The sequence below is a fragment of the Frateuria sp. genome (genome assembly GCF_035695185.1).
Lineage (GTDB): Bacteria > Pseudomonadota > Gammaproteobacteria > Xanthomonadales > Rhodanobacteraceae > Frateuria_A.
Genome location: NZ_DASSES010000151.1, coordinates 1 through 16,023 on the forward strand (window position 1 = coordinate 1; position 16,023 = coordinate 16,023).

Sequence of the window (16,023 nt, forward strand, 5' to 3'; positions counted from 1 at the left end):
CCGGCCGACTTCATCGCCAAGGAGAAGGAAATCGCGCTGAGCCAGATGTCCGACAAGGACAAGGCCAAGCCGGCCGAGATCCTGGAGAAGATCATCTCCGGCAAGATCAACAAGATCGTCTCGGAAGTCACCCTGCTCGGCCAGGCCTACGTGCTGGACACCAACATGACCGTGGCCGACGCACTGAAGAAGGAAGGCGCGGACGTGCAGCAGGTCGTGCGCCTGGCGGTCGGCGAAGGCATCGAGAAGGTGGAAGAGGACTTCCACGCCGAAGTGATGAAGCAGGCCGGCCTGGCGTAACTGTCACCTGGCATCGTTCCAAGAAAAGGCCGCGGGCAACCGCGGCCTTTTTTTGGCGGTCGATCAGCGCCCGCCCAATGCAACGGCCACCGTGCAGGAGCGCACCTTTGCGCGACCGCATGCCGGACCATGCCGCGTATCTCCCTGCTCAACCTCGTGGCTGCAGGAGGTCCCAGCGGTTGCCGTACAGGTCCTCGAACACCGCGACGGTCCCATAGACCTCCTCGCGCGGCGCCTCGCAGAAGCGCACGCCCCTGGCGGTCATCGCCTCGTAGCTGGCCCGGAAATCGTCCGTCTCCAGGAACAGGAAGACACGTCCGCCCGACTGGTTCCCCACCGCCTGCAACTGCCGCGGATCGGCTGCCTTCGCCAGCAGCAGGCGCGTCTCGCTCGATCCGGGCGGGGCCACGACGACCCAGCGCTTGTCCGGCCCCTGCGGCGCATCCTCGATCAGCGTGAAACCGAGGCAGCCGGTGAAGTAGGCGATCGCTTCGTCGTAATCGCGCACCACCAGGGCGATCGCTCCGAGATGCATGGGGGCTTCCTGTCATGGGAGGGCGGACAGCATGAATGATTTGCCCCGCCCGCGCCGCATCGCGCCTGACGGGGCCGCGTCACGCCGCTACAATATGCCGGTTTACCTTCAATCCGGAGCCCCCATGAGCGACCAGCCCACGTACCGCCGCATCCTGCTCAAGCTCTCCGGTGAAGCGCTCATGGGCGAGGCGGACTACGGCATCGATCCGAAGGTGATAGGCCGGCTGGCGAACGAAATCATCGAGGTGCGCAAGGCCGGGGTGGAAGTGGGCGTGGTGATCGGCGGCGGGAACATCTTCCGCGGTGCCGGCCTGGCGGCGGCCGGCATGGACCGCGTCACCGGCGACCACATGGGCATGCTCGCCACGGTGATGAACGCGCTGGCCATGGCCGATGCGATCGAGAAGCGTGGCGGCTATGCGCGAGTGATGAGCGCGATCCAGATCCACGACGTGGCCGAGGATTTCATCCGCCGTCGCGCGATCCGGCACATCGAGAAGGGGCGCATCGCGCTGTTCGCTGCCGGCACCGGCAATCCGTTCTTCACCACCGACTCGGCCGCGGCCTTGCGCGCGGTGGAGATCGGCGCCGACCTGTTGCTCAAGGCCACCAAGGTCGACGGCGTGTACACCGCCGACCCTGCTCGCGACGCGAGCGCCACGCGCTACGAACAGCTGACCTACGACGATGTCATCCAGCGCAACCTGCAGGTGATGGACACCGCCGCCATCGCGCTGTGCCGTGACCACGGCATGCCGCTGCGGATCTACGACATGACGGTGCCGGGAAACCTGATGCGCATCATGCAGGGCGAGTCGGTCGGCACCCTGGTCAGGGCGAGCTGACGTTCCAGGGAATGCGGCGCCCGGGCGGGGCACTAGCCCCGTGCGCATCGGCGGGGAGTGTGCGGCCCGGCAAGCCTTCCGGCGCCCGTGCCCGGCGGCCCATCCCGCGCCCCCAACCCCCGCCTGCTATACTTGCCCGCTTCGCAACGCCGGGTGATCCCCATGCTCAACGACATCAAGACCGATGCCCAGACCCGCATGGGCAAGAGCATCGACGCGCTCAAGCACGACCTGACCCGCCTGCGCACCGGTCGCGCCAGCACCGCGCTGGTCGACCACATCAAGGTGCCCTACTACGGTTCGGACATGCCGCTGAACCAAGTCGCCTCGGTCTCGCTGGCCGACGCCCGCTCGATCCAGATCTCCCCGTTCGAGAAGAGCATGGTCGGCCCGATCGAAAAGGCCATCATGGCCTCGGACATCGGCGTCACCCCGACCACCGCCGGCACCGTGATCCGCCTGAACATGCCGCCGCTGACCGAAGAGCGCCGCAAGGAGCTGGCCAAGCACGTGTCGCACGAGGGCGAGAACGCCAAGGTGGCGATCCGCAACATCCGCCGCGACGCCATGCAGAAGGTCAAGGACCTGCTCAAGGACAAGCAGATCAGCGAGGACGACGAGCGCCGCGCGGACGACGAGATCCAGAAGCTGACCGACCGCTTCGTGAAGGAAGTCGATGCCGTGGTCAAGGCCAAGGAAGACGAGCTGATGGCGATTTGAGCGGTTCTCCGCTCGTTGCCATGAACGCCATGCGACCTCCGCGCGCTGCTCCCTCGCCCCTCCGGGGAGAGGGTCGGGGTAAGGGGCCGCTCTCGCGGAAAGCCTGCACACGCCGCTTTGCCCGCGAGCCCCGGCCCCTCATCCGTCCCTTCGGGCCACCTCCTCCCCAGAAGGGAGAAGGATCCAATTGCGCATGACCATCCCCCGCCACATCGCCATCGTGATGGACGGCAACGGCCGCTGGGCGAAGGCACGCCTGCGCCCGCGCAGCTTCGGCCACAACGCCGGCCGCAAGGCGGTACGCGAAGTGGTCGAGGGATGCCTGCGCCAGGGCGTGGAGGCGCTGACGCTGTTCGCCTTCTCCAGCGAGAACTGGCGCCGCCCGGACGAGGAAGTGGGCGCCCTGATGGAGCTGTTCCTGCGCGCGCTGGACAAGGAGGTCGACGAGCTGCACGAGCAGGGCGTACGGTTGCGCTTCATCGGCGACCTCAGCGCGTTCCAGCCCGGCCTTCGCCAGCGCATGGAGCTGGCGATGGCGCGTACCGCGGACAACCTCAAGCTCGCGCTCAACATCGCGGTCAACTACGGCGGCCGCTGGGATATCGTGCACGCCGCACGCCAGGCGGCGATCGCGGTGGCCCAGGGCGAGCTGCGCGTGGAGGACATCGACGAGGCGCGCCTGGGCGGCTACACGTCGCTGGCCGAGCTACCGTCGCTGGACCTGTTCATCCGCACCGGCGGCGAAGTGCGCGTCAGCAATTTCCTGCTCTGGCAGCTGGCCTACGCCGAGCTCTACTTCACCGACACCTTGTGGCCGGATTTCGACCAGGCGTGCCTGGCACGCGCCATCGAGGACTTTGCGCGTCGCGAACGCCGCTACGGCAAGACCGGCGAGCAGGTCGCCCGATCCGTATGATCGACCGGTAATCCAAGGACCCTCATGCTGCTCCAACGCACCCTCACCGCCCTGCTGCTCGCGCCCCTGGCGATCCTGGTGATCCTGCTGCCCCCCACCTGGCTGTTCGCGCCGGTGGTGGCCGTGGCCTTCCTGGCGGCACTGTGGGAATGGACGCGGCTGTCCGGCCTGCGCAACCGCCCGGTACGCGGGGTGCTGCTCGGCGTGGCGCTGGTGGCCTTCGCGCTGCTCTGGTGGCTGCGCGCGAGCCCATTGTGGCCGGTGCTGCTGGTGGCCGGCCTGGCCTGGTGGGTGCTGGCCTGCGTCTGGCTGAGGAACTTCGCCTTCGCCGCCGCGCCGACCACGGAGAACCGCAATCTGAAGCTCGCCGCGGGCGTGTTCGTGATCTTCCCCGCCTTCGTGGGCATGCTGACGCTGCATGCCAGCGAGCCACACGGGCACTGGTGGACGTTCCTGGCGCTGGCGATCGTCTGGGCGGCCGACATCGGCGCCTATTTCAGCGGTCGCTTCCTCGGCAAGCGCAAGCTTGCGCCGAACATCAGCCCCGGCAAGACCTGGGCGGGCGTCTACGGTGCCTTCGGCGCGGGTGCGCTGATCGCGGTCATCGGTGGCTGGCTGCTCGGCGTGGCGGGCCTGCACCTGCTCGGCCTGGCCGTACTGGCGGTGGTCGCGGTGGCGGCCTCGGTGGTCGGCGACCTGGTCGAGAGCCTGATGAAGCGCCATGCGCAGGTGAAGGATTCCGGCCGCATGTTCCCCGGCCACGGCGGCCTGCTCGACCGCATGGACAGCGTGTTCGCCGCGGTGCCGGTGTTCGCGCTGGGCAAGCTCCTGCTCGGCCTATGAGCATGACCGCACCCCGCCGGGTCGCCGTGCTGGGCGCCACCGGCTCGATCGGCGGCAGCACGCTGGACGTGATCGCCCGCCACCCCGGGCGCTTCCGCGCCAGCGTGCTGGTCGCCCATCGCAACGTCGAGGCGCTGGTGGCGCTGTGCGCCGCGCACCGGCCGGAGCTGGCGATCGTGGCCGATCCGGCGATGGAGGGGGCGCTGGCCCGCCAGCTCGCCGCCGCCGGCGTGCCCTGCGAGGTGGCCAGCGGCGCCGAGGCGATCACCGCCGCGGCGGCCGGCCCGCTGTGCGACACGGTGGTCGCCGCCATCGTCGGCGCCGCCGGGCTGGCGTCGACCCTGGCCGCCGCCCGCGCCGGCAAGCGCCTGCTGCTGGCCAACAAGGAATCGATCGTGATGGCCGGCCCGCTGCTGCTCGCCGCGCTGCGCGAGGGTGGCGGCGAACTGGTGCCGGTCGACTCCGAACACAACGCGATCTTCCAGTGCCTGCCCGGCGGCCGGCCGGATCTCGACAGCCACGGCGTGCGCCGGCTGATCCTCACCGCCTCCGGCGGCCCCTTCCGTGGCCGCAGCCGCGCCGAGCTCGCCGCGGTCACGCCGGAGCAGGCCTGCAAGCACCCCAACTGGGTGATGGGTCGCAAGATCTCGGTCGACTCGGCCACCCTGATGAACAAGGGCCTGGAAGTGATCGAGGCGCACCACCTGTTCGGCGCCGCGGCCGAACGCATCGAGGTGGTGGTGCATCCGCAGAGCATGATCCATTCGATGGTCGAGTACGCCGACGGCTCCGTGCTGGCGCAGCTGGGCAATCCGGACATGCGCACGGCGATCGCCCACGCGCTGGCCTGGCCGGAGCGCATCGAGGCGGGCGTGGCGCCGCTGGACCTCGCCACCTGTGCCCCGCTGGCCTTCGAGAAGCCGGATCTTCAGACCTTCCGCTGCCTGGCGCTGGCTTTCGCCGCCCTGCGCGAGGGCGGCGACGCCCCGGCGATCCTCAATGCGGCCAACGAGGTGGCGGTGGAGGCTTTCCTGGCCGGCGCGCTGCCGTTCCTGTCGATCGCCGACCTGGTCGAGGGGGTGCTTGCGGAACTGCCGGCGCAGCCCGTGGTCGATGTCCAGACGCTGCGCGAACGCGATGCGCAGGCACGTTCAGTGGCCCGGCGGAAGTTGCGCACGGCATGCTGATAAGCTCGGACTCGCGCAGCAATTCCCCAGGTTTCCGCTAGATGAATCCCTTTTTCGGCTCGGTGTTCTGGTTGCTGGTCACGCTCGGCGTGCTGGTGACCTTCCATGAGTTCGGCCACTACTGGGTCGCGCGCCGCTGCGGGGTCAAGGTGTTGCGTTTTTCGGTCGGCTTCGGGCGGGCCGTGTGGAAGCGCGTCGGCCGCGACGGCACCGAATACCAGGTGGCGATGATCCCGCTGGGTGGCTACGTGAAGATGCTCGATGCGCGCGAGGGCGACGTCGATCCGGCGCTGCGCGAGGTCGAGTTCACCGGCAAGAGCGTGTGGAAACGCATCGCCATCGTGGTGGCCGGGCCGGGCTTCAACCTGATCTTTGCGGTCGCCGCGCTGTGGCTGATGTTCATGCTCGGCCGCCCGGACACCGCGCCGGTGGTGACCGCCACCCCCGGCAGCCTCGCCGCCGCGGCCGGCATCCAGGCCGGCGACCGCCTGCTGCGCGTCGACGGCATGCCGGTGGCCACGATGAGCGATGCGATGGACGACGTCGCCACCGCCCTGCTCGGCCGCGAGCCGCTGCCGCTGGTGGTGCTCGGACGCGACGGCCGGCAGCGCGACGTGGTGCTGCCGCTCCAGCAGCTCCCGGCCGGCCGCAGCATCGACAAGTATTTCGACCAGCTGGGCATGAAGCTCGCCCCGCCGCCGGCGGTCGCCGCCACGGTGATGCCCGGCCAGCCGGCCGCGCAGGCGGGCATGCAGCCGGGCGACGTCCTGCTCGCGGTCAACGGCAGGGCGGTGACCGATTTCGACGATTTCGCCCGGCACGTCCGCGATGCGGCGGCGCAGTCGCCCAGGCTGGACGTGGCCGTGCGGCGCGGGGAGCAGACCCTGCACCTGCCGGTAGTCGCACGCTACGAATCCCTGCAGGATGAGCCTGCCCACTGGTCGGTCGGCGTGGGCGCGCGAGCCGCAGAGAGCGCGATGCGCCGCTATGGCCCGGTCAAGGCGTTGGGTGCGGCGCTCCGGTCCACCTGGGACAGCACCCGCCAGACCTTCACCATGATTGGCAAAATGGTCAGCGGCGAAGCCTCGACCAGGAACCTCTCCGGCGTGATCGGCATCGCCCAGGTGGCCAACCAGTCGGCGCAGATGGGCCTGCCCTGGTTCCTCAATTTCCTGGCGCTGGTCTCGCTCAGCCTGGCTATCCTCAACCTGCTGCCCATCCCCGTCTTGGACGGCGGTCACCTGCTGTATTACCTTATCGAGTTGGTCAAAGGCAGCCCGGTAAGCGAGCGGACCCAGATGATCGGTCAGTACATCGGCCTGGTCCTGTTGTTCACGCTCATGGGGCTGGCGTTCTACAACGACATACACCGCACCCTGCTTTCGTGACGCGCGCGCCCAACTTCGCGGCCTTTGGCCCCGTCGCGGCGGTGACGCCCGCCACGGTGCGGGTGCGGCCCGGACGGGGCTCGCCTCCCTCCTCGGAAAACGTGCTGGAACGGCCTCGCGGCCGGCCGTCGGAATAACCCACCGGAATCGACGATGAAGCGTATCGCCGCCCTGCTACTGCTTGCCTCCCTCTCCGCCAACGCCCTGGCGTTCGAGCCGTTCGTCGTTTCCGACATCCGTATCGATGGCCTGAACCGCATCTCCGCCGGCACGGTCTACAACTACCTGCCGGTCAACAAGGGCGACCGCCTGACCGACGAGGAGGCCGCACGCGCGATCCGCGCCCTCTACGACACCAAGTTCTTCAGCGACGTCGAGCTTTCCCGCCAGGGCAGCATCCTGGTGATCAAGGTGGTCGAGCGCCCGTCCATCGCCAAGCTGAGCCTGCGCGGCAACAAGGACATCAAGGAAGAGGACCTGCGCAAGGGCCTGAAGGAGATCGGCCTGTCCGAAGGCGAGACCTTCGACCGCCTGTCGCTCGACCGTGTGCAGCAGGAACTGATCCGCCAGTACTACAACCGCGGCAAGTACAACGTCTCGGTGGACCCGCACGTGACCCGGCTGGACCGCAACCGCGTGGCGATCGACATCGAGATACGCGAGGGCAAGGCGGCCAAGATCAAGCAGCTCAACATCGTCGGCAACACGGCGTTCACCGACAAGCAGATCCGCGACGACTTCGAGTCGGACACCACCAACTGGATGTCCTGGTACTCCAAGGACGACCAGTACTCGCGCGAGAAGCTCTCCGGCGACCTGGAGAAGCTGCAGTCCTACTACATGGACCGCGGCTATGCCGACTTCGGCGTGGATTCCACCCAGGTCACCATCGCGCCGGACAAGCGCGCGATGTACATCGCCGCCAGCATCAAGGAAGGCGAGATCTACACCGTATCGGACGTGCATCTGCTCGGCGAGCTGATTCTGCCGGAGAAGACCCTGCGCCAGCTGGTGTTCGTCAAGAAGGGCGACACCTTCAACCGCGCCGCGGTGGAGGCCACTTCCGATTCGATCAAGGCGATCCTTGCCAACATCGGCTATGCCTACGCCAAAGTCACGCCGGTGCCCAAGCTCGACAAGGAAAAGCGCACCGTCGACATGACCTTCTTCATCGAGCCGGGCCAGCGCGTGTACGTGCGCCGGGTGGTGTTCCAGGGCAATACCCGCACCGAGGACGACGTGCTGCGCCGCGAAATGCGCCAGCTCGAGGGCACGGTGTACTCGCAGGCCGCGGTGGACCGCTCCAAGATCCGCCTGCAGCGCCTGGGCTACTTCAAGAAGGTCGACATCGACAAGCAGCGCGTGCCGGGCACCCAGGACGAGGTGGACGTCACGGTGAAGGTCGAGGAGCAATCCGCCGGCAGCCTGATGTTCGGCGTGGGCTACTCGCAGTACTCGGGCGTGATCCTCAACGCCTCGGTGTCGCAGAACAACTTCCTGGGCACCGGCGACAGCTTCAGCGTCGGCGCCGAGCACAGCTCCTACTACTCGCGCATCACGGCCAGCTATTACAACCCGTACCTGACCGACAACGGCATCGGCATCGGCTACAACGCCACGTACTCGAAGACCGACTACGGCAACACCGACTTCGCCAACTACGAGAACAGCACCAAGGCGTTCTCCACCTACCTGGGCATCCCGATCAGCGAGACCGACGGGCTGCGCGTGGGCATGGGCCTGTCCAGCAACAAGATCAACACCTATCCGGGCGTCACCCCGCAGGTGCTGGTGGACTACCAGAATGCGATCGGCAACAAGACCGTGCACAGCTGGACCGGCACCCTGGGCTGGAACCACGACACCCGCAACGGCTACTGGGCGCCCACCCGCGGCGGCCTGCTCTCGGCCAACACCGAGGTGGCGCTGCCTGGCTCGACGGTGCAGTACTGGAAGTTCATGGGCGAGGCCAACCACTACTGGCCGGTCGGTGGCGGCTTCGTGCTGTACCTGGACGGCCAGGTCGGCTATGGCGACACGTACGGCAACCAGACCTACAGCCGCAGTTTCGGCGACCCCGTCAACGGTACGGCCTTCGTCGCCGGCCAGCCGTACGACTTCCCCTTCTGGGAAAACTTCTATTCCGGCGGCGTACGCGACGTGCGCGGCTTCCAGGACAACACCCTCGGACCGAAAGTCTGCATCGGTGCCTCGGGCACCTCGAGCACGCCCAACGCCAACGGCACCTGCAGCAGTGGCTACTACCAGTACGCCCAGCCGATCGGCGGTGCCTTCAAGGTGCTGGGCACGGCACAGGTGTTCATTCCGCTGCCGTTCCTCAAGGACGTCAACACGGCGCGCGTGTCCGCGTTCGTCGACGTCGGCAATGCCTTCCGCAACTACCAGGCCTTCGACGCGAGCGAGCTGCGCGCCTCGGCCGGTATCGCACTCCAGTGGCAGGCGCCGATCGGTCCGCTGATCATCAATTTCGCCGTGCCGATCCGCTCCAAGGCAGAGGACCGCCACTACGAGGAGCGGATCCAGTTCACCTTCGGCAGCCAGTTCTAGCCGGCCACGCCCCTGGCTCCGCCCGCAACGCGGCCTCCGGGCCGCGTTTTTCTTGCCAGGTAGCGGCGCACCCGGGTACGACCGCCATGCATCCGGCCCGCAGAGGGGGCCCCCTGCAGGGACCTCCGCCGCCGATGCCGGGGCATTCGTACCCCGCGCCGCCCTCGCCTACAATGCCCTGCCCCCAAAGGAGCACGCATGAGCGAGCACAACTACACGGTGGCCGAGCTGGCCGAGCGGTTCGGCCTCGCCTTCCATGGCGACGGTGCGCGTCGGATCGGCGGCGTGGGCACGCTTGCCGCGGCGCAGCCGGACCAGCTCAGCTTCCTCTCCAACAGCAAGTACACGGCGCAGCTGAAGGCCACCCAGGCGGGCGTGGTGGTGCTGCGCGAGGAAAACGCGGGCGACTGTCCCACCGCGGCACTGGTCGCCGCCGACCCCTACGTCACCTACGCGAAGATAGCGGCGCTGTTCGAGCGCCTGCCAGCCGCCCCGCGCGGCATCCATCCCAGCGCGGTGGTCGCCACCGGCGCGAAGGTCAGCGCCAGCGCCAGCGTCGGGCCGCATTGCGTGATCGAGGACGGCGCGGTGGTCGAGGACGGCGCCGTGCTCGGTCCGCACTGCATCGTCGGTCCGGACTGCACGGTGGGCGCGCAATCGCGCCTGGTCGCCAGGGTCACCCTGGTCACCCGGGTGACGCTGGGCAAGCGCGTGCTGGTGCACCCGGGAGCGGTAATCGGTTCGGACGGCTTCGGCCTCGCCTTCGAGCGCGACCACTGGGTCAAGATCCCGCAGCTGGGTGGCGTACGCATCGGCGACGACTGCGAGATCGGCGCCAACACCACAATCGACCGTGGGGCGCTGGGGGATACCGTACTGGAGGAGGACGTGCGGCTGGACAACCAGATCCAGGTCGCCCACAACGTCCACATCGGTGCGCACACGGCCATGGCCGGCTGCGCCGCGGTCGCCGGCAGCGCACGGATCGGCCGCTATTGCCAGATCGGCGGCAATGCCGGCGTGCTGGGCCATCTGGAACTGGCCGACCGGGTTACCATTACCGCCAAGAGCCTGGTCACGCACTCGATCCGTGAACCGGGCGAATATTCCTCGGGCGTGCCGCTGCAGGACAACCGCCAGTGGCGCAGGAACGCCGCCCGCTTCAAGCACCTGGATGAGTACGCGCGCCGCCTGTCGGCGCTGGAGAAGGACAGTAACGATGAGTGATACCCCCGCGACGTGGACCCTGCCGGTCAACGTGGAGCAGATCCAGCACCTGCTGCCGCACCGCTACCCGTTCCTGCTGGTCGACCGCGTGATCGAGCTGGTGCCGGACGTGAGCGTGGTGGCGCTCAAGAACGTGACCATCAACGAGCACTTCTTCATGGGTCATTTCCCGGGCCACCCGGTGATGCCGGGAGTGCTGATCGTCGAGGCGATGGCCCAGGCCGCCGGCCTGCTGACGCAGATTTCAAGCCGACTCAAGGGCGACCAGGGCAGCCCGCTGTTCTACCTGGCCAAGGTCGACAACGCCCGCTTCAACGCACCGGTGGTACCCGGCGACCAGTTGCGGCTGGAGGTCTCGCTCAAGCGGCTGATGCGTGGCATGGGCCTGTTCGTCGCCCGCTCGCTGGTCGAAGGCAAGGAAGTGGCCAGCTGCGAACTGATGTGCGCCGCGAGGTCCGACAAATGATCCACCCCACCGCGCAGATCGATCCGGGCGCGGTCATCGGCCCGAACGTCGCCGTTGGCGCCTACAGCGTGATCGGTGCGGACGTGGAGATCGGCGAGGGCACCGTGATCGGCCCGCACGTGGTAATCGAGGGTCCCACCCGGATCGGCCGCGACAACCGGATCAGCCAGTTCGCCTCGATCGGTGGTGCCGCGCAGGACAAGAAGTTTTCCGGCGAGCGCACCGAACTGGTGATCGGCGATCGCAACCTGATCCGCGAGTTCGTCACGATCAACCGCGGCACCGGCGAGGGTGGCGGTATCACCCGCATCGGTGACGACAACTGGCTGCTGGCCTACGTGCACATCGCGCACGACTGCCAGGTCGGCAACCGCGTGGTGTTCTCCAACTATTCGGCACTGGCCGGGCACGTGGAAATCGGCGATTGGGTGATCGTTTCCGGCTACGCCGGCGTGCACCAGTTCTGCAAGGTCGGCGCGCATGCCTTCATCGGCATGGGTTGCCTGGTCGGCTCGGACGTGCCGCCGTTCGTGATGATGGCCAACGAACAGCACGGGCGCCCGCGCGGCATCAACAGCGAAGGCCTCAAGCGCCGCGGCTTCGACGCACCGCGCATCTCGGCGATCAAGCGCGCGTACCGCACGCTGTACATGGCCGGCCTGTCGCTGCCGGAGGCGCGAACGCAACTGGAAACCCAGGCGCAGGACAGCGAAGACGTGCGCGAGATGCTGGCGTTCCTGGACCGTAGCGAGCGGTCGCTGGCCCGCTAGCCATTCGCAAGGCCGGGGCCCTTCCCTCCCTCGTCGGGAAAGGGTCGGGCGGCTCCTCCTCGGTGACCCCCGCGGCCTGCGCCGCTACACTCCCGCTCCATGAGTTCCTCCCCCCTCATCGCCCTCATCGCCGGCGAAGACTCCGGCGACCAGCTGGGCGCCGAGCTGATCGCCGCCTTGCGCGAGCGCTATCCGCAGGCCCGCTTCGTCGGGATCGGCGGCGCGCGCATGCAGCGCGAAGGATTCGAGTCCTGGTACGACATCCGGGAGCTGTCGGTGATGGGTTTCGCCGAGGTGGTCCGGCACCTGCCGCGCCTGCTGCGCCTGCGCAAGGCGCTGCTCGGCCGGCTGCTCGAGGTACGACCGGACCTGGTGATCGGCATCGACGCACCGGATTTCAACCTGGGCGTGGAACGGCGGCTGCGCGAAGCCGGCCTGCGCACCGTGCACTACGTCAGCCCCTCGGTCTGGGCCTGGCGCGAGAAGCGTGCGGAGAAGATCGGCCAGAGCGCCGACCGCGTGCTGTGCCTGTTCCCGATGGAGCCACCGATCTACCAGCGCCACGGTGTCGATGCCCGCTTCGTCGGCCACCCGCTGGCCGACCGCTTTGCGCTGGTCTCGGACCGGGTGGGCGCGCGCGACCTGCTGCAGCTGCCGCAGGAGGCGCCGGTGCTCGCCGTGCTGCCTGGTAGCCGGCCGTCGGAAATCGAGCGCCTGGGCACCATCTTCATCGACGCCGCGCAACGCGTCAGCGCGGCGCTGCCAGGCCTGCGCATCGTGCTCCCCGCGGCCAACGCGCAAGTGCACGCGCGCCTGAAGGCGTTGCTGGCGGGCGGCCCGCGCGACGAAAGCGCGCCGCTGCTGGTCGAAGGGCACGCGCACGAGGCCATGCTGGCGGCCGACGTGGTCCTGCTCGCCTCCGGCACGGCGACGCTGGAAGCCATGCTGGCCAAGCGCCCGATGGTGGTGGGCTATCGCGTGTCGCCGTGGAGCTACCGGATCGCCCGTGCCTTCAACATGCTCAAGACCGACGTCTACGCATTGCCGAACATCCTGGCGCGCGCCTGCGGGTTGGGCCAGGAAAAGCTGGTTCCCGAGCTGATGCAGGATGACTGCACCGCGGAGAATCTTGCCCGGGCGACGCTGGCCCTGTTCGCCGACAGCGAACGGCGCGGCCAGGTGGTTGCCGCCTTCGAGCAGTTGCATCGCGCGCTGCGCGGCGCCGGAGAAGGTGGCGCCGGCGAGCGCGCGGCCGCCGCCGTGGCGGAACTGCTGGAGGCTCCTCGTGCAGCCTGACGATCTGGACGAAGCGGTCGACCTGCTCCCTCGCCCCTCCGGGGAGAGGGCTGGGGTGAGGGGCCGTCCTGGCGACAAAGGCTCATCGAAGCCTGCTTCGATGGATTTCCGCGCAAGCCTCGGCCCCTCACCTCGATCCTCTCCCCGGAGGACAGAGGAGGCGGACGTGCTATGCAATGCCGCCCCACCAAACTCCACGGAACCCAAGCGTGCCCGGTCATCGTCAAAGCCGGTGCGCCTGGTGGCCGGCGTCGACGAAGCCGGCCGCGGCCCGCTCGCGGGACCCCTGGCGGTCGCCGCGGTCATCCTCCCTCCGCGCCACAGGATCGAAGGCCTGGATGACTCGAAGAAGCTCACCGAGGCCCGCCGCGAAGCGCTCTACGCGCAGATCGTCCAGCGTGCCCTGGCATGGCACGTGGTGCTGGTCGAGGTGGAGGAGATCGACCGCATCAACATCTTCCAGGCGACCATGGCCGGCATGTGCCGCGCCGTGGCCGGCCTCGGGGTCGCTGCGCACGAAGCGTGGGTCGATGGAAACCAGTTGCCCCGGGAGCTGCCGTGTCCGGGCCGTGCCATCGTCGGCGGTGACGGCCTGAAGCCGGCGATCAGCGCCGCGTCGATCCTGGCCAAGGTCACGCGCGACCGGCTGATGTGCTCGCTGGACGCCGATCATCCCGGCTACGGCTTCGCCAGCCACAAGGGTTATTCCACCCCCGAGCACCTGGCCGCACTGAAGCAACTCGGCCCCTGCCCGCTGCACCGGCGCAGCTTCGCGCCGGTGAAACTCCTGTTCGATCAGGGCACCCTGTTCTAATGCCGACCCCGGCATCCCGCCGGGTAGCGGGCCCGGCGGGAAAATAGGTCATTCGTCTATGCAACTTTCCCCCGGATAAGCGCATCCTATGGCTCAAGGAAGACGGTTTTTCCGAGCCGCCTTCCAGCGTTCGCACGGACGCCGTCGTCCTCCACCGCGGATGCCCCTCCGCAGGAGTCGTGCCATGTTGTCGCGCTTCTTCCACGTGCGCTCTGCACTCAAGCCGTTCGCTGCGCCCGCGGCCAGTCCCACCGTCGAATCCGGCGGCACTCCGCGGCCCGAGCCCATCCATCCCCACGTCGACTATGACCGGCATCCGCTGGAAACCAGCGGCTTCGACCACTACGTCGAGTGGAACGAGGACGACGAGCGATTCTTCGTCCATTGAGCGCGACGGCGGGTCTTTACCGCTGTCAAGCTTGTGGGAAGCGGGCGCCGCGGCGTAGCCTTCACGGACTAACCCGGGGATGCTCCCCCAGTCCTTGATGTCCGCCCGCTTCGTCCACTTCCACCTGCACAGCGAGTACTCGCTGGTCGACTCGACCATCCGCATCAAGGCGCTGGTCGATGCCTGCGTGCGCGAAGGCATGCCGGCGGTGGCGCTCACCGACGACAGCAACATGTTCGCCCTGGTGAAGTTCTACAAGGCGTGCAGCGGCGCGGGCATCAAGCCGATCGGCGGCTGCGACCTGTGGATCGGTTCGCCGGACGACCCGCGGCCGTGGCGGCTGACCCTGGTGTGCCAGAACCGCGAGGGCTACCTCAACCTGTCGCGCCTGGTGTCGCGGGCCTGGCGCGACGGCCAGCACGGCGGCAAGGCGCTGGTCGAAGCAAGCTGGCTGACGCCGGGCGCCACCGCCGGCTTGATCGCGCTGCTTGGGCGCGAGAGCGAGGTCGGCCGCATCGCGGTCAGCCAGGGCGTGGATGCGGGGATCGTGCGGCTGCAGCCGCTGGCGAGGCTGTTCCCCGACCGCCTCTATCTGGAACTGACCCGCTGCGGCCGCGAGGGCGAGGAAGCCTGGAACACCGCCGCGCTCGCGCTGGGCGATGCGCTCGAGTTGCCGCTGCTGGCCAGCAACGACGTGCGCTTCCTCAAGCAGGACGACTTCGAGGCACACGAGGCACGCGTGTGCATCAACCAGGGCCGCGTGCTGGCCGATCCGAAACGCCCGCGCGACTACTCCGACCAGCAGTACCTGAAGTCCCCGCAGCAGATGGCGGACCTCTTCGCCGACCTGCCCGAGGCACTGGAGAACACGGTCGAGCTCGCCCGGCGCTGCAACCTGGAACTGAAGTTCGGCACCTATTACCTGCCCGACTTCCCGGTCCCTGAGGGCTACGACCTCGACAGCTACATCCGCGAGACCGCGCGCGAAGGTCTGAGGGAGCGCCTCGCCGCCAACCCGCTGGCGCCCGGCTACACGCTCGCCGATTACGAGGCGCGACTGGAGCGCGAGCTCGACGTCATCATCGAGATGGGCTTCCCCGGCTACTTCCTGATCGTGGCCGACTTCATCAACTGGGGTAAGCAGAACGGCATCCCGGTCGGTCCGGGCCGCGGTTCGGGCGCCGGCTCGCTGGTCGCCTGGGTGCTCAAGATCACCGACCTGGACCCGCTGCAGTTCGACCTGCTGTTCGAGCGCTTCCTGAACCCCGAACGCGTGTCGATGCCGGACTTCGACATCGACTTCTGCATGGACCGCCGCGACGAGGTGATCGACTACGTCGCGCGCAAGTACGGCCGCGAGCACGTCAGCCAGATCATCACCTACGGGTCGATGGCCGCCAAGGCGGTGCTGCGCGACTCCGGCCGCGTGCTCGGCATGGGCTACAACGCGGTCGACAAGATCGCCAAGCTGATCCCGCCGCGCCCGCTCGACCTGACGCTCTCCGACGCGCTCGGCCGTTCGGAGAAATCGAAGAAGGAACCCGACCGCGTCGTCAGGGAGTTCTGCGAGCTGTACGAGCAGGACGAGGAAGCGCGCACGCTGGTCGACCTGGCGCTCAAGCTGGAGAACCTCACTCGCAACGTCGGCAAGCACGCCGGCGGCGTGGTGATCGGTCCCAAGCCACTGACCGAGTTCGCGCCGATGTACTGCGAGCCGGGCGGCGCCGGCATGGTCACCCAGTACGACAAGGACGACGT

At 68.2% G+C, this 16,023-nt stretch carries 15 protein-coding genes and 1 pseudogene; 15 read left to right on the forward strand and 1 reads right to left on the reverse strand.

Annotation, left to right across the window (positions count from 1 at the left end; translation table 11 throughout):
* Window positions 1-300 (forward strand): annotated as a pseudogene (locus VFH59_RS12270) (elongation factor Ts); the annotation flags it as partial.
* A gap of 148 nt (window positions 301-448) precedes the next feature.
* Here VFH59_RS12270 and VFH59_RS12275 read toward each other — a convergent pair.
* Window positions 449-835: a VOC family protein gene (locus tag VFH59_RS12275; protein WP_325165188.1), complete on the reverse strand. Its 387-nt coding sequence runs from the start codon at window positions 833-835 to the stop codon at window positions 449-451.
* A 124-nt stretch (window positions 836-959) separates the two neighbouring features.
* Between VFH59_RS12275 and pyrH the strand changes: the two genes are divergently transcribed.
* From pyrH to dnaE, 14 genes are all read left to right on the forward strand, one after another.
* Entirely contained in the window at window positions 960-1,682 is a 723-nt protein-coding gene (gene pyrH, locus VFH59_RS12280) for a UMP kinase (RefSeq protein WP_325165189.1), read from the forward strand.
* A 162-nt stretch (window positions 1,683-1,844) separates the two neighbouring features.
* Window positions 1,845-2,402, forward strand: a complete 558-nt coding sequence (gene frr / locus VFH59_RS12285) for a ribosome recycling factor (RefSeq protein WP_325165190.1) — start codon at window positions 1,845-1,847, stop codon at window positions 2,400-2,402.
* Between the two features lie 193 nt (window positions 2,403-2,595).
* Window positions 2,596-3,318 carry a polyprenyl diphosphate synthase gene (gene uppS / locus VFH59_RS12290; RefSeq protein ID WP_325165191.1) on the forward strand — a complete coding sequence of 241 codons (723 nt, stop codon included), beginning with the start codon at window positions 2,596-2,598 and terminating at the stop codon, window positions 3,316-3,318.
* 24 nt (window positions 3,319-3,342) lie between these two features.
* Window positions 3,343-4,161, forward strand: coding sequence for a phosphatidate cytidylyltransferase (locus tag VFH59_RS12295; RefSeq protein WP_325165192.1), 819 nt, complete (start codon window positions 3,343-3,345; stop codon window positions 4,159-4,161).
* Between the two features lie 2 nt (window positions 4,162-4,163).
* On the forward strand, window positions 4,164-5,348 hold the full coding sequence (locus tag VFH59_RS12300) for a 1-deoxy-D-xylulose-5-phosphate reductoisomerase (RefSeq protein WP_325165193.1): 1,185 nt from the start codon (window positions 4,164-4,166) through the stop codon (window positions 5,346-5,348).
* Between the two features lie 41 nt (window positions 5,349-5,389).
* Complete coding sequence (gene rseP / locus VFH59_RS12305) at window positions 5,390-6,736, forward strand: RIP metalloprotease RseP (RefSeq protein WP_325165194.1); 1,347 nt, start codon at window positions 5,390-5,392, stop codon at window positions 6,734-6,736.
* 153 nt (window positions 6,737-6,889) lie between these two features.
* Window positions 6,890-9,304: an outer membrane protein assembly factor BamA gene (bamA, locus tag VFH59_RS12310; protein ID WP_325165195.1), complete on the forward strand. Its 2,415-nt coding sequence runs from the start codon at window positions 6,890-6,892 to the stop codon at window positions 9,302-9,304.
* Window positions 9,305-9,502: 198 nt separating this feature from the next.
* Window positions 9,503-10,531 carry a UDP-3-O-(3-hydroxymyristoyl)glucosamine N-acyltransferase gene (gene lpxD, locus VFH59_RS12315; protein WP_325165196.1) on the forward strand — a complete coding sequence of 343 codons (1,029 nt, stop codon included), beginning with the start codon at window positions 9,503-9,505 and terminating at the stop codon, window positions 10,529-10,531.
* Window positions 10,524-10,997, forward strand: a complete 474-nt coding sequence (gene fabZ / locus VFH59_RS12320; RefSeq protein WP_325165197.1) for a 3-hydroxyacyl-ACP dehydratase FabZ — start codon at window positions 10,524-10,526, stop codon at window positions 10,995-10,997. Before lpxD ends, fabZ begins: the two co-directional genes overlap by 8 nt.
* Window positions 10,994-11,767 carry an acyl-ACP--UDP-N-acetylglucosamine O-acyltransferase gene (gene lpxA / locus VFH59_RS12325; RefSeq protein ID WP_325165198.1) on the forward strand — a complete coding sequence of 258 codons (774 nt, stop codon included), beginning with the start codon at window positions 10,994-10,996 and terminating at the stop codon, window positions 11,765-11,767. The genes fabZ and lpxA overlap by 4 nt, the downstream gene beginning before the upstream one ends.
* A gap of 99 nt (window positions 11,768-11,866) precedes the next feature.
* Complete coding sequence (gene lpxB / locus VFH59_RS12330; RefSeq protein ID WP_325165199.1) at window positions 11,867-13,063, forward strand: lipid-A-disaccharide synthase; 1,197 nt, start codon at window positions 11,867-11,869, stop codon at window positions 13,061-13,063.
* Window positions 13,064-13,295: 232 nt separating this feature from the next.
* A complete protein-coding gene (rnhB, locus tag VFH59_RS12335; protein WP_325165200.1) occupies window positions 13,296-13,877 on the forward strand; it encodes a ribonuclease HII in 582 nt (193 codons plus the stop codon).
* A gap of 184 nt (window positions 13,878-14,061) precedes the next feature.
* Entirely contained in the window at window positions 14,062-14,265 is a 204-nt protein-coding gene (locus VFH59_RS12340) for a hypothetical protein (RefSeq protein ID WP_325165201.1), read from the forward strand.
* A gap of 94 nt (window positions 14,266-14,359) precedes the next feature.
* Window positions 14,360-16,023, forward strand: a 1,664-nt coding sequence (gene dnaE / locus VFH59_RS12345; RefSeq protein WP_325165202.1) for a DNA polymerase III subunit alpha, incomplete at its 3' end; no start/stop codon positions are given.

What these genes read in the sequence shown, in the direction of transcription:
- VFH59_RS12300 (WP_325165193.1), top strand. Translation starts at nt 4,164, where the DNA reads ATGACCGCACCCCGCCGGGTCGCCGTGCTGGGCGCCACCGGCTCGATC.
- pyrH (WP_325165189.1), top strand. Translation starts at nt 960, where the DNA reads ATGAGCGACCAGCCCACGTACCGCCGCATCCTGCTCAAGCTCTCCGGT.
- VFH59_RS12340 (WP_325165201.1), top strand. Translation starts at nt 14,062, where the DNA reads ATGTTGTCGCGCTTCTTCCACGTGCGCTCTGCACTCAAGCCGTTCGCT.
- bamA (WP_325165195.1), top strand. Translation starts at nt 6,890, where the DNA reads ATGAAGCGTATCGCCGCCCTGCTACTGCTTGCCTCCCTCTCCGCCAAC.
- lpxD (WP_325165196.1), top strand. Translation starts at nt 9,503, where the DNA reads ATGAGCGAGCACAACTACACGGTGGCCGAGCTGGCCGAGCGGTTCGGC.
- VFH59_RS12275 (WP_325165188.1), bottom strand. Translation starts at nt 835, where the DNA reads ATGCATCTCGGAGCGATCGCCCTGGTGGTGCGCGATTACGACGAAGCG.
- lpxB (WP_325165199.1), top strand. Translation starts at nt 11,867, where the DNA reads ATGAGTTCCTCCCCCCTCATCGCCCTCATCGCCGGCGAAGACTCCGGC.
- fabZ (WP_325165197.1), top strand. Translation starts at nt 10,524, where the DNA reads ATGAGTGATACCCCCGCGACGTGGACCCTGCCGGTCAACGTGGAGCAG.
- VFH59_RS12295 (WP_325165192.1), top strand. Translation starts at nt 3,343, where the DNA reads ATGCTGCTCCAACGCACCCTCACCGCCCTGCTGCTCGCGCCCCTGGCG.
- frr (WP_325165190.1), top strand. Translation starts at nt 1,845, where the DNA reads ATGCTCAACGACATCAAGACCGATGCCCAGACCCGCATGGGCAAGAGC.
- lpxA (WP_325165198.1), top strand. Translation starts at nt 10,994, where the DNA reads ATGATCCACCCCACCGCGCAGATCGATCCGGGCGCGGTCATCGGCCCG.
- uppS (WP_325165191.1), top strand. Translation starts at nt 2,596, where the DNA reads ATGACCATCCCCCGCCACATCGCCATCGTGATGGACGGCAACGGCCGC.
- rseP (WP_325165194.1), top strand. Translation starts at nt 5,390, where the DNA reads ATGAATCCCTTTTTCGGCTCGGTGTTCTGGTTGCTGGTCACGCTCGGC.